Source organism: Pseudomonas sp. FG29 (assembly GCF_057809355.1).
In genome coordinates this window covers 1-14046 of the sequence record NZ_JBMDJU010000034.1, presented here as the reverse complement: position 1 = coordinate 14046, position 14046 = coordinate 1, and the positions used below count along the sequence as shown (strand labels likewise).

The following is a 14046-nucleotide window of genomic DNA, read 5'->3' as shown; positions in this document are numbered from 1 at the left end:
CGGCCCTGATCCGTGCTGCAGATGCTGTCCGCTGCTTGCCGCGCGAACAACGTGGTGGAGGGGGTTAGGGCGGGATTCCAGGCGAGATTTGCTTCACGATTCGCTAGATTTCAGTTGACAGGCTGCAGGCACTAATATTTTCTAAGCCACCATTTAGCCATATACACTCGGGCTAAGCATGCGGTGTTTTCAGGGAAGAAAGTATGTCCGACGATAGTCAGGGCTCTTTAGCTGGTGCCGAATTAGATACTGGCCTCGCCTGTCTGGTCATGCTGGCCCGCTTTCATAGCGTGGCCGCCTCGCCTGAGCAGCTCGCCCATGAGTTCGCTGAAGACGGTCGCGCATTTGGCCGCGCCGAACTGCTGCTGGCGGCGAAGAAGCTCGGCCTCAAGGCCAAGTCTGCGCGCAGCGCTCTTGAACGCCTCGCTCATGTACCGCTACCTGCTATTGCGGCTGATTCCGATGGCCGCTTCTTCATCATCGCCCGCATCGACGAAGGCAAAAGCCAGGCGCTGATCCATGACCCACAGGCGCAACGCCCCGAAGTCCTGTCACTGGAGCAATTGCACGCACGCTGGACAGGCGAACTGATCCTGATTCGCTCCGAAGCCTCCATGGCCGGCGAGCTGTCGCGTTTCGACTTCACCTGGTTCATCCCGGCCATCGTCAAATACCGCAAGCTGCTCGGCGAAGTGCTGCTGGTGTCCTTCGTGCTGCAGATTTTTGCGCTGCTCACGCCGCTGTTCTTCCAGGTGGTGATGGACAAGGTGCTGGTGCACCGCGGCCTGTCGACGCTGGATGTGATCGCCATCGGTCTGCTCGGCATCATGATCTTCGAGACCTTGCTGTCGGGCTTGCGCACCTATGTGTTCGCCCACACGGCCAGCCGTATCGACGTCGAGCTGGGCTCGAAGCTGTTCCGTCACCTGGTGACCCTGCCACTGGCCTACTTCCAGGCGCGACGGGTCGGTGATTCGGTGGCCAGGGTGCGCGAGTTGGAGAACATCCGCAGCTTCCTCACCGGCAACGCCATCACGCTGATTCTCGACGTGCTGTTCTCCGTGGTGTTCATCGCGGTGATGTTCTACTACAGCGGCTGGCTGACACTGGTGGTGATCCTCTCGCTGCCGCTGTACTTCCTGGTATCCCTGTTGATCACGCCGGTGCTGCGCGCTCGCCTGAACGAGAGTTTTTCCCGTGGCGCGGAGAATCAGGCGTTTCTGGTGGAGACGGTCAACGGCATCGATACGCTCAAGGCGATGGCGGTGGAGCCGCAGATCAATCGCAAGTGGGATAACCAGTTGGCCGGCTATGTGGCCGCCAGTTTCAAGACGCAGAACCTGTCGATGCTGGCCAATGAAAGTGTCGGTTTCATCGGTAAGTTGGTCACTGTCTCCACACTCTGGCTGGGAGCGCGCCTGGTGATCGACGGCGACCTGACCGTGGGCCAGTTGATTGCCTTCAATATGCTGGCCGGGCGGGTCTCGCAGCCGATCATGCGCCTGGCCCAGTTATGGACTAACTTCCAGCAGACCGGCGTCTCGGTGCAGCGCCTGGGCGATATCCTCAACACCCGCACCGAGCTATCCCAGGCCACCCGCAGCGCCCTGCCACCACTCAAAGGGCAGATCGAATTCGATCAGGTGCATTTCCGCTACCGTCCCGACGGCTCGGAGATCCTGCGTGGCATCAGCCTGCAGATCCAACCTGGCGAAGTGATCGGCGTGGTCGGCCGCTCCGGTTCGGGTAAAAGCACCTTGACCCGGCTATTGCAGCGCCTCTACACGCCTGAGCGCGGCCGGGTGCTGGTGGATGGCATGGATCTGGCGCTGGCTGACGTTTCCTCGTTGCGCCGGCAGATCGGCGTGGTGCTGCAGGACAATATGCTGTTCGCCCGCAGCATCCGCGAGAACATCGCCCTGACCGACCCAGGCGCGCCCATCGAACAGGTCATGCAGGCGGCGAAGATGGCCGGTGCTCACGAGTTCATCCTGGAACTGCCGGAAGGCTACGACACCGTGGTGGGCGAGCACGGCGCCTCGCTGTCCGGTGGGCAGCGCCAACGTGTCGCCATCGCCCGCGCGCTGATCGGCAACCCGCGCATCCTGATCTTCGACGAAGCCACCAGTGCCTTGGACTATGAGTCCGAGCGCATCATCCAGCAGAACATGCAGAGCATCTGCCAGGGGCGCACAGTGATCATCATTGCCCACCGCCTGAGCGCCGTGCGCGACGCCAACCGCATCCTGGTCATGGATCGCGGGCAGATCGTCGAGCAAGGTACGCATGCCGAACTGCTCACGCACCAGGCCGGCCACTACTCGCGCCTGCATCGCTTGCAGCAAGGCGGTGCGGCATGAGTGCAAAGCGTGAGCTGATCAACCGCTACCGCCAGGCCTGGCGTCACTCCTGGCGCAACCGCAAAGCGATGGATGCGCCGCCACGGCTGAACCACGAAGTGCACTTTCTGCCTGCCGCCCTGGCCTTGCAGGAAGCGCCGGTGCACCCAGCTCCCCGGATCATCCAGTGGACGATCATGGCCTTCGCCGCCCTGGCGCTGCTGTGGGCCTGTGTCGGCGAAATCGACGTGGTCGCCACCGCCACCGGCAAGATCGTCCCCAGCGGCAAGAGCAAGGTCATCCAGCCCAGCGAAGTAGCCGTGGTCAAGGCCATCCATGTCTACGATGGGCAGACCGTCAAAGCCGGCGAACTGCTGGTCGAACTGGACAGCCAGATCACTGGCGCGGATGTCCAGCGCCTACAGAGCGACCTGCTCGCAGCGCAGATCGACAGCGCGCGGGCCAGTGCCTTACTCGACGCCATCGAAGAAAACCGCGAACCCGCCTCCCTGGCCACACGCATTGCACAAGCTAGCGAAGCGCAACAGCGCTCGGCCCAGACCTGGCTGAGAGGCCAATATCTGGAACTGCAAAGTTCCCTGCAACAAAGCGATGCCGAGATCGCCCAGCGCACGGCGGAGATTCAGGCAGCACGCGCCTGGGTAGCCAAGCTGCAGGAAACCCTGCCCATCGCCCAGCAGTTGGCGGCGGACTACAAGCGCCTGCTGGACAAGGCCTACATCGCCAAGCACGCCTACCTGGAAAAGGAACAGCAGCGCCTGGATCAGGAGCGCGAACTGGCCGTGCAGCAGGCCCGCGTGCTGGAACTACAAGCAGCCAAGCAACAAGCCGAAAGCCGCCGCCAGAGTGTACTGGCGCAGACCCGCCGGGCCATGCTCGACCTGCTGCACGAAGCCGAGCAACGCGCCGCCAGCCTGCAGCAGGAACTGAGCAAGGCCGAACAACGCAACCGCCTGATGCACCTCACTGCGCCGGTGGACGGCACCGTCCAGCAACTGGCCATCCACACCGCCGGCGGTGTGGTGACCGAGGCGCAACCCTTGATGGTCATCGTCCCCAGCCATCAGCCGGTGGAAGTCGAAGCCATGCTGGAGAACAAGGACATCGGCTTCGTCCGCCCAGGCCAGGAGGTGGAGGTCAAGGTGGATACCTTCACCTTCACCAAATACGGCGTGGTGCATGGCACGGTGGTGAGCATCTCCGACGACGCCATCGAAGACGAAAAACTGGGGCTGGTGTACAGCACACGCATCCAGCTCAAGGAGAACAACATCGTAGTGGGCGATCAACAGGTGCCGTTATCGCCGGGCATGGCGATACGAGCCGAGGTGAAGACGGATAAGAGGAAGGTGATCGATTACTTCCTCAGTCCACTGAAGGTCTACGTCGACCAAAGCCTGAGTGAGCGCTAAAACATAGCTCCCAATTACCAAGGAATGGCCCGATGCATTTTGTGTACTGTTGGGAAATTGGCGCTGATCTTGGGCATATAACTCAGTTGGCGAGCATTGGGCAGGCCTTGCAAGCACATGGGCACAGGGTGACTGCCATCATCAAGGACACGACTCATGCCTTTAGCTACTTATATCCATTGGGTATTCCCTGGTTCCAGGCTCCTCAATCAATAGGCTTTCGCGCGAAAGAAACTCCCCTCAACCATGCGGATATCCTTATGGGGCAAGGGTATAGCCACATTTCTGGTCTTGCCGGGCTCATCCAGGCTTGGCGTTCGCTGCTACAGCTACTGAATCCTGATTGTGTTCTGACCGAGGCATCGCCTACGGGAAGTCTGGCGGCTAGTACGCTAGGTATACGCTCAATCAGCCTAGACAATGGTTTCTTTTGTCCTCCGCTTTCTGTGCCTCTGCCGCCTTTACGGCAATGGCGTTCAATAGACGCCCGACAGTTACTAGATAAAGAAAACCGAGTACTTAGCCACATCAATCAAGCTCTGAAACGATTGGATTTGGCCCCCTTGCGGCGATTTGCTCAGCTGTTCGATAACGAGACCTATTGGCTGAACTGGCCAGAGCTCAATCACTTTGGCTACCACTCGCCCGAACGGCATATAGGGCCTCTGCAGTCTCCCGCACATGGCGTTTGTCTGGCATGGCCCGAAGGTAGCGAGAAGAGGGTATTCGCCTACCTTAAGCCCAACTGCCTAGAATCGCTTCCAGCCCTTGAGTGGTGCATTGCGAAGGGCTTTCGTGTGATTGCTTATCTACCGCTTTGGCCAAAAGAGTTGACACAGCGATTGCAGCAGACGGGGAGGGTCAACCTGAGTTCGGAACCGTTGGCGCTTGATTCGATACTTGAGAAGTGCGACTTCACATTGTGTCACGGAGGTACTGGAACCGTGACCCGCAGTCTTCGAGCTGGCAAACCATTGCTGCTGATTCCTACTCACGTAGAGCAGTTCAGAACCGCTCTTGCTGCGGTTGAACAGCGTCTGGCAGTGATGCCGTTCAGGCCGGGAGAATCACAAGTCTTCGGGTTCGACATCGAGAAAATCGACGATTGCTATCGAAGGGCACGGCAGTTCGCTAGCAATCAGCCCACGAACCAGCAAGTCATCGCACGACTGGTCGCTCTGCTCGAATCGACTGATGCAACCAGCAAAGTCCAGGTGGTGAATTGAATATCCTGTTTATCCACCAGAACTTCCCTGGCCAGTTCCTCCATATCGCTGCGTATTTGGCCCGGCAGCCGGGAATGGACGTACGCGCTATTGGCCGTGAACACGCCCCAGGCCTATATGGCATACACCTGTATCGCTACCGCCCACACCGCCAGGCCAGCAAGGAGACCCATCCCTATGCGCGCACCTTCGAGGAGGGTGTGTTGCATGGCCAGCAGGTACTTCGCCTGCTGCTCGATCTCAAGGCCAAGGGTTACCGCCCGGATGTGATCGTCGCGCATCCCGGCTGGGGTGAAACCCTTTATGCCAAGCAAGCTTTCCCCGATTGCAAGCTGATCCATTTCTGCGAGTACTACTACCGCACCGATGGAGCGGATGCAGGCTTTGATCCTGAGTTCCCGCTGACCCTGAATGGTGCCGCGAGCATCCACAGTCGCAACGCGCTGCACCTGCTCAATCTGGAAAACTGCGACGCAGCGATTACCCCGACTCGCTGGCAACACAGCCTGCATCCGGCCGCTTACCACGACAAGATCAAGGTGATTCACGAAGGTATCGATACAGCAAATCTCGGCCCTGATCCTGAGGCCGTGCTCAGGTTACCCAATGGTCAGCAACTGAAGGCCGGCGACCCGGTGGTGACCTACGTGGCGCGCAATCTGGAGCCTTATCGGGGCTTCCATCAATTCATCCGGGCTCTGCCGCGCCTGTTGGCGGCGCACCCCACTTGCCAGGTCGTGATCGTTGGAGGGGATGGTGTGAGCTACGGCAGCAAACCCAAGGATGCTCCCAACTGGCGTACCAAGCTGCTGCGCGAGAATCCGGTCGATCTGAGTCGGGTGCATTTTCTCGGCAATGTGTCCTACGCCACCTACCAGAAGGTACTGCAGGTGTCGGCGGTGCACGTCTATATGAGCTATCCCTTCGTGTTGTCCTGGTCGCTGCTTGAAGCGATGGCCTGCGGCTGCCTGGTAATTGCTTCCGATACGGCACCCGTGCGGGAAGTGATTCGAGATGGCGAGAGCGGGTTGTTGGTGGATTTCTTCGATATCGGAGGAATAAGCAAGCGATTGTTAAATGTACTGGAACAGCCACGGAAGTTTCATGAATTAAGGCGTAGCGCATGGGGCAAGGCACAGGAATACGCCATTAAGCATGGCAGTCAGAGTTATATCAAGGCAATAATGCCAATAAACGCAACCTGAGTTTATGCGGGATCAAAAATGAAATGGAGCTTGTTTTGCGTGCTGCTCGCTATTTGCGGGTGTGATCAGATATATCCGAAATATAGAAGTGTCGGCGTCACGAAGGAGTATATATCAAATGTCTGTGAGCGTAATTTATTTGGCAAATGTAAGGTTTTGTCAAGTAAAATTGCCTTTTATTTTAATGCGCCAGGGAAATTCGTAGGAAGGCCTTCTGAGGAGAATTATAGCCACTATGTCGGCGTGCCTCTATATGTTGATGGCAGCATTATCTCTACTGTGTTTGAGCAGCCAAAAAACAAAGTTGCTCACAGCAATTATATCGTGGGGACTCCTGTTCAGACTGTGACGATTTGGTATGTGGGGCGCGGATTAGATGCGTATCTTGAGTATCTGAATACGCTATTGCGTGCTGATTATACCACTGTCCGATCTGATGTTTCAGGGTATAAAAAATATGATGATCGCCTGTGTGATCAGGCAGAATTTATGAATAAATTGGTAGATGAGGGACTGTTAGCTATTCGATGTGGTGATCAGCGGCAGGTTATCTATGTCCCGGAAAATGATCCGAGTATCTCTGTGACTTGTTGGCAGACGATGCCAGGCAGCAAGGTTAGGCGCATCGCTACATGTGAAGTTCGCTCATTCCTGACAACAGATTCCGAGGTTCGCTACAGTATCAGGTTAAGAAATTTTCTAGATGGAAGTTGGTTTGAGCAAAATACTAGGATTATAGGTTTCCTGAGTCCGTTCATATCTGGCTCTAAGTAAGGAATTTAAGCATGTATGTCGTGCCTGGCTCTGCAATACCCCAAATGATTAGCGGCTATATCGAACTCATGTCAGAATTGGCGTTACCTGACCGAATGGCTCCTCATAGGCTTGATGATAACCCTGAAAATTATACTCCTATTTCTCAGGCGGATATTGATAAAGTTAGATCCTTTATGGCGCAAGGGGATCGAGGTGCTGCCTATCTGTTATTGGCGGAGAAGACAGGCAACATGGCATTTTTAAACACTGCGCAGATATCTACAGGAAGTGGTGCGCTACTGGGAGGGCCAGCTATTAATGCAAACGCACAGCTGCAGATAGCGTATCCAGATGTTTATCCTGATCTCTCGATTATACAGTTCTCCCAGGCTATCTTGGCGATGGAGTTGTCGGCTTTCGTACAAAGTGTTAACGAAAGTGGCGATGTGGTCTACGAGCCCCCAACAGAGTTGGGATCCTATTTAGCCGCTGACCAAGCGTGGCTGAGGGTTAAGGGTGAAGAAGATCCGCAGCTACAGGCATTGTTTCCAGGGCGATTTTTTCTAGCGGCACACTACTTCTTGAACAATGATCTTGAAGTGGCAGTAAGTTATTTTGATTTTGATGCATTGTCTGTTGTTCCGTCAGCATTGTATAACGAGATCACCAATAAAGGTGTTCAGTTCGGGATTTCATATCGGCAAGCGGAGTTGATTGCCGAAGATGGTGGTAGTTACGAAGAGAAAATTATAGGCGGGGAAACAGTTAAGATTTTCAAAGATGACCAGGGAAAAGTAGTTGCTTTGTTTAGGCCTGGTGACGAACTGGTTGACAGCGAGAGCTCAGGTATTGGATTGTCGCCCGTACCTTATACTGAAGATAATAATCCATTTTTGTATTCTAGCACTGGAGGATATATCCTCGGTTACTTGTTAGCAGGCATCAGTAACGGTGAGACGCTTCAGCAACTGCTAAGTATCGCTGAAACCGCTACCGAAGAGGCAGATGCCAGAAGTTATATTGACGATATTGGGAAGTTACTTGACGACGGCTATGGCTCATCGCGCGTTGGGGATCTCAGAGATTCGTTTCACAAGTCAATTGCACTGGCTAGTAGTCTGGATCATGCTGAAAAATATATACTATTTAGCTTGGTTGATATAGATAGAGCTCAAATTGAGAGCGCAGCGCTCAATAATGACGCGCTCGGCATTGCTGTGCGCAGGGGGCTGTTGGAGCTTACGCCCTACGCACTCGTGGGTGCAAACTACTCCTCGTATGAGGAACGACTATCGGTTTATGACCCGACAACTCAGCTGGGCAATATTACAGAGAGCTGGATTAGAGACAGAGCCAGCTTTCTATATTGGTATCTTGCAGATAAGTCTGCGCCTGATGGAGTGCAGGTTATTAACCCCTTGGATGATCAAGGAGTCCAATATCATGACTTGGCCAGTGGAAAATCCATACTGATACTTCCAAATGACCTTGATGCCAATACGCAAATTACGACTAAAATTCGCCGAATCATTTTTGGCAGCGAAAATTCTGATGCGCTAAATGGCGGCGAAACTAATGACAGCCTCTACGGCGGGGCCGGAAACGATGAACTCAAAGGCGAAGCCGGCAACGACTATCTCGAAGGCGGCACCGGCAATGACATCCTGATCGGTGGCAAAGGCAACGACACCTTAGTCGGCGGTGCCGACAACGACCACTATGAATTCAGCACAGGTGATGGCCACGACACGCTGATCGATGCCGATGGACTGGGCACGCTGTGGATCGACGAGGTGCCTTACACCTTGGCGCAACGCTTGGCCCCGGGCACCGACAGTTGGCATAGCAAGGATGGAAAGGTCAAATTCCTGCTCTCCGGCAGCGACATGCTGGTGTTGTACGGGCAGGGCGACAGCATTCGGATTCAGGATTACAAATCGGGAATGCTGGGCTTGCGATTTGAGGAGGCCGCACCTGCTGCCGCTGGCGGCGCGATCAACGGAACTGGGAACGATGACCAGTTGAATGGCACGGCAGGTAATGACCTGATTACTGGTGCCGGTGGTAGCGACCGTGTGTTTGGTGGTGCCGGCAATGACCGGATATATGGCTACAAAGTGGACGAATTCGGTCCGGCCAACCCATTGGTGGAAGACAAGGGCATAACGGGCGACTGGCTCGATGGCGGCTCGGGAGACGATCTGTTGATGGGCTCCAATGGCCAGGACGGACTGTTCGGCGGAGCGGGCTCGGACACTATCATAGGCGGTGGTGGCAATGACATCATCGTAGCCGATGGGGTGACGTCCAATCTGATGCCGGATCTGTTTCTACAGTTGCGTAGTGTCGAAATCGGTCAGGATACGCAGCTAGTCGCTTATGTTTCGGGAACCACGGGCTATGCGCCGTTGGCGCAGGCTTGGAATGATGTGGTGTTTGCAGGGGAGGGGAATGACTTCGTCGGTGGTTATGCTGGCGATGACTACCTTGAAGGTAACGCTGGGCACGACTACCTGCTCGGCGGTGAGGGTAATGACACGCTGGTTGGCGGCACCGGCAACGACACGCTGATTGGCGATGGCTTCGACGGCGAGTCGGAGGCCATGCCAAGTTCACGCATGCCGGGCGACAAGCATGGCAACGATCTGCTGATTGGTGGAGAGGGCAACGACCTGATCCAGGGTAACGGTGGGCATGACCGGCTGTTCGGCGATGAGGGTAACGATACGTTGTTTGGCGATGACCGTACTACGCCAGCGCAATACCACGGTAACGACTACCTTGATGGCGGTGCAGATAACGACACTCTGTTTGGCATGGGAGGTGACGATACTCTGCTGGGTGGCGCCGGTGATGATTGGCTGGCAGGTGAGGATCACCTTAATTCGGATGATGTGTCTTCGTTTACCGGTAATGACTGGCTATATGGCGAGGCTGGCAACGACACCTTGCTCGGTGGCAATGGCAACGACTACCTCGATGGTGGCGCGGATGATGACGTGCTGCTGGGCGGCGATGGCCAGGATACCCTGCTCGGTGGCGAAGGCCACGATAGGCTGTTTGGTGGCGCCGGAAACGACACTTTGCTTGGCGGCGCAGGTAATGACCATCTGCAGGGCGATTCGGGTAGCAACCTGCTCGACGGCGGTAGTGGCAACGATACCCTGCGAGGTGGTTCCGGGGATGATCGGTTCGTGTTTGGCGTGGGCTATGGTCATGATCTGATCATCGATGAGGGTGGCAACAACAGGTTGATTTTTTCTGCAGGTATCGAGCGCTCATCGTTGCAGTTCCAGGCCTTTACCTCGGTCTCCGGGACACGTTATCTGCAGGTGAGCCATGGCGATGACCGGGTGATGATCGAGGATGGCCTATCGGGCACGATCAATCATTTTGAGTTCGACGATGGTTCTTCCCTGTCGCTCGCTGAGGTGTTGCAGGGCGTGGACATTCCGCTGCTGTTCGCTAGCGACAATGGTGACCGTCTCTATGGTAGCGATGGCGTGAATGAGATCCATGGCGGTGCTGGCGGGGACTTCATTGACGCACAGGGGGGAGACGACCGTGTCTATGGCGGTGCCGGTAACGATACGCTGCTGGGGGGAGGCGGTGCCGATGCGCTGCGTGGTGGTGACGGCGATGATGAGCTGTACGGCGGTGTCGGTAATGACATCCTATTGGGTGGTTCCGGTAATGACTGGCTAGATGGTGGTGAGGGAGATGATTTCCTGTCGGGCGGCAGTGGCAACGACACGCTGGTCGGCGGTGCTGGAACCAATACCTATGCCTTCGAGTGGGGCATGGGACAGGATCTTGTCGAGGTTTCTGCTGGTGCATCTTCCATTCTGAAGATTGCTCACGATGTTATTCCAGTCGATCTGGTCACACGTCAGGAAGGTGAGGATCTTCTTATCGGATTCAAGGGGGCGCTCGATGGAGTTCGCATCAAGGGGTATTTTACTTCGGCTCAGGAATGGCAAGTCGAGTCGGTGGATGGTCTGAGCAGTCTGGATACATTTCTGGCTGCAATCTCGTCTGATAACTCGACAATCCTGTCAGTCGCCGAGCGTCAGTTCAAGCAGCAAGTGATTGCTGACTTCGACAAGCGAATGCAGGTACAAGGCGCATATCTACAGGAAGATGGTCAATATCATTCACGCAAGATCTATGATAGCCAAACTAAGCGTACTGAATACAATTATTCGTATGGATTGACCTTCCTTGAAGAATATGGTCAGTACACAGTTCGGCCTTCTTATTCCTCGTCCTCCTCCTCTTCTTATAGAGTAGAAAGTACCGAGCAATTTCATGTTGGGGGGGGCAGTTCAATAGGCAGCAGTGTTGGTTCGGTCAGTGGGGGGAATTTCATTTCTGTAGAGCAATTTCTGAGAATGGTCAATAACAGTGGTGGCATCAGTGGTTTGTTTCCAGTTATTGGTCCGGGTACTGGTGAGATTTACGAGAACAGCCAGATAATCGGCTGGATTGACAATCCCGCCAGCAGTTCCGGGGTAGATGTTGGTACAGGTGCTGTTCGCGTGAATAAGGTTTATGAGACTTATACCAATAGCGAAACCACTAAAATGAAGGTTGCCTATGGCGATGACAATGGTGGTTACATCATGGTCTACCAAGGCAGCATCTTCCATGGTGGTAGTGGCGCCGACAGTATTCATGGAGCACTATCTGATAATGGCGCGTTTAATCACTTGGGTGTATTCCTCGATGGCGGAGCTGGTAATGACCATCTTCGGGGGACAGCAAACGCCGATGTGCTGATCGGTGGCACCGGCGACGATACGCTGGAGGGTGGGCAGGGCGCGGATACCTACCTGATCTTGCAAGGAGATGGTATCGACTTTATCAGCGATGACAGGCCGCCAGTCCAGATCACCGGATATGGTCAGGGCGACAACGGCATGGCTGCGGTACATGCCTACAGCTCGGCCCTTGACGAGGAACTGGATGACGTCCTGGTTCTGCCCGAAGGTATCGGGCAGGCTGACCTGCAATTGGCTTGGGGATGGGCGCAGTCTGAGGTCTACGTCAAGGATGCGGTTTTGTATGGCGCCAATCAAGGCGGCCTTCGTGCCGTGATGGGCGTGACGACCCTGGACATCTCCTGGGGTAGCGAGCAGGTGGTGCGTTTGGTGATGCCGTTTGCCCATGACCCAGTGGGAACCGGGGTCGACAAGATCCGGTTTGCCGATGGCTCCACCATAGTCCTGGGGGAGTTGATCGACCAGGCGGGCCTGGCGCTGATGCCTGACGCCTATACGACGGATCAGGTGCTTTCAAGAGATGCTGCTACGGGGGAGCGTACGTTTTCCGGTGGGGACGGCAATGATACCTTGTCGGGGGGCGGCGCTCTCTATGGCGGGCAGGGTGACGACTACCTGATTGGTGGCGATGACCGTGATTATCTGGTCGGTGGAAAGGGTGCCGATACGCTCATCGGCGGGGGCGGTAATGATCGGTTGGGTGCCTCTCTGGATGAGTACTACGGGGAGGGCAATACTTATCGTGGCGGGCAGGGTGATGACGAGACTTTCGCCAGCCTGTCCGCAGATACGTATCTGTTCGAGCGAGGTGACGGCCACGATCGCATTTTTGAGTTAGGTCGCCTGTCATACCAGGACTACAGCTATTCCGAGCTGGATGTCTATTACGGTGGGCGATTGCACGCACTATGGGCTGGCATGCCGGACGAGCAAGTGACGGAGTTAATGGCTGCTCGGTTTGGCCCTTGGCGTAATCCGGAGATTCTAGGTGAGCCTGACTATCGAGGGCTGGATACTTTGCAATTTGGTAGTCAGATCAGCCCCGACGATGTGCGCATTGATCTGGATGGGAGTGATCTGCTGATCCATTTCGTCGGCAACAGTGGCGACAGTATACGGTTTGTCAACTGGACGTTGTTCGAGAACAAACCGCTAGGGACAATTCTTTTTGCCGACGGTACGGTGTGGGACTCGACTGAAATAGATATACGCCTCCGTACCACCAGAGGGACGGAGGAAGATGATTATCTGCTGGGAGCGGCGTTTCAGGATGACTTTTTGTACGGTGGGGCTGGTCATGACACCTTGTACGACTATGGGGGAAGTAATCAGCTTTATGGTGAGGAAGGTGACGATACGCTTCGGGGAGGGAGTGGCGATGATTACCTGAGCGGTGGTGTGGGCGATGATTGGCTTTATAGCAGCGCCGGCAACGATACCTTGGAAGGCGGTGAGGGAAATGATGTTTATGCTTTGGACTCGTATCGAATAGAGGGTAGCGATACGCGAATATTCGATGTGGATGGCATCGGAAGCGTAACGCTTGATGGCCTCACGATTGAGGGAGAGTTGTTGAGTGCCACAGCTGAAAACCTATGGCATGCCCTCGACGGCACTTTCTTATTGAGCCTCGATCCTTCAACGAGCACGTTGACACTACGGTTGCTAGATGAGGACGGCGTGCCGAAGGCCGGTCAGGTTGTCATCTCGTCATTCTCGAACGGTGCACTGGGTATCGAGCTGCCAGCTTTCGAAATGCCTAATAATGCCCCGCAAGCTATTGGTTCGCTGGACGAACAGGCCGCTATATCCGGTCAGGCATGGCGCTACAGCTTACCGGCCGGTTCTTTCTTCGATAGCGATGGCGACGATTTGACCTACAGCGCTCGTCTGGCAGATGGCGGCGATCTACCTGAGTGGCTGCATCTGGACAGTGTTACGGGTGAGTTCAGTGGTGTAACGCCAGGTGTTCGTTCAATGACTTTGATCATTACAGCCACTGACGCTGCTGGTGCCAGTGCACAGCATAGTTTCTCATTAATCATCAATCCCAATCGCATCGAAGCAACTCAGAATGGCGGGCCACTTTACGGAACTGATGGCGACGATCATCTGGTCGGTAGTTCTGGACAGGACATTCAATGGGGAGGAGGTGGAAACGATCAATTGTCAGGCGGTGCCAGAAACGATCAGCTGTGGGGCGACGATGGGGACGATTTACTCGACGGTGGCTCTGGCAATGATTTGCTCGACGGTGGTGCAGGTAACGATCAACTGCAAGGTGGTGATGGCGACGACCAACTGAA

The 14046-nt window shown here is 55.4% G+C and carries 5 protein-coding genes and 2 pseudogenes; all 7 read left to right on the top strand.

The features are described 5' to 3' along the window. The first annotated feature begins 203 nt into the window (after nt 1-203). Nucleotides 204-2360, top strand: coding sequence for a type I secretion system permease/ATPase (locus ACODS1_RS22265; protein WP_489087368.1), 2157 nt, complete (start codon nt 204-206; stop codon nt 2358-2360). Continuing rightward, a complete protein-coding gene (locus tag ACODS1_RS22260) occupies nt 2357-3772 on the top strand; it encodes an HlyD family type I secretion periplasmic adaptor subunit (protein WP_489087367.1) in 1416 nt (471 codons plus the stop codon). The genes ACODS1_RS22265 and ACODS1_RS22260 overlap by 4 nt, the downstream gene beginning before the upstream one ends. A 32-nt stretch (nt 3773-3804) precedes the next feature. Further along, nucleotides 3805-4998, top strand: a complete 1194-nt coding sequence (locus tag ACODS1_RS22255; protein WP_489087366.1) for a glycosyltransferase family protein — start codon at nt 3805-3807, stop codon at nt 4996-4998. Then, nucleotides 4995-6203, top strand: a complete 1209-nt coding sequence (locus tag ACODS1_RS22250) for a glycosyltransferase family 4 protein (protein WP_489087365.1) — start codon at nt 4995-4997, stop codon at nt 6201-6203. Before ACODS1_RS22255 ends, ACODS1_RS22250 begins: the two co-directional genes overlap by 4 nt. An 18-nt stretch (nt 6204-6221) precedes the next feature. Beyond that, entirely contained in the window at nt 6222-6977 is a 756-nt protein-coding gene (locus tag ACODS1_RS22245) for a hypothetical protein (protein WP_489087364.1), read from the top strand. Between the two features lie 11 nt (nt 6978-6988). Next, nucleotides 6989-13939, top strand: a pseudogene (locus ACODS1_RS22240) (calcium-binding protein); the annotation flags it as partial. 9 nt (nt 13940-13948) lie between these two features. After that, nucleotides 13949-14046, top strand: a pseudogene (locus tag ACODS1_RS22235) (hypothetical protein); the annotation flags it as partial.

Excerpts from the sequence above, each read along its gene's own strand:
- ACODS1_RS22260 (WP_489087367.1), top strand. The coding sequence starts at position 2,357 with ATGAGTGCAAAGCGTGAGCTGATCAACCGCTACCGCCAGGCCTGGCGT.
- ACODS1_RS22255 (WP_489087366.1), top strand. The coding sequence starts at position 3,805 with ATGCATTTTGTGTACTGTTGGGAAATTGGCGCTGATCTTGGGCATATA.
- ACODS1_RS22265 (WP_489087368.1), top strand. The coding sequence starts at position 204 with ATGTCCGACGATAGTCAGGGCTCTTTAGCTGGTGCCGAATTAGATACT.
- ACODS1_RS22245 (WP_489087364.1), top strand. The coding sequence starts at position 6,222 with ATGAAATGGAGCTTGTTTTGCGTGCTGCTCGCTATTTGCGGGTGTGAT.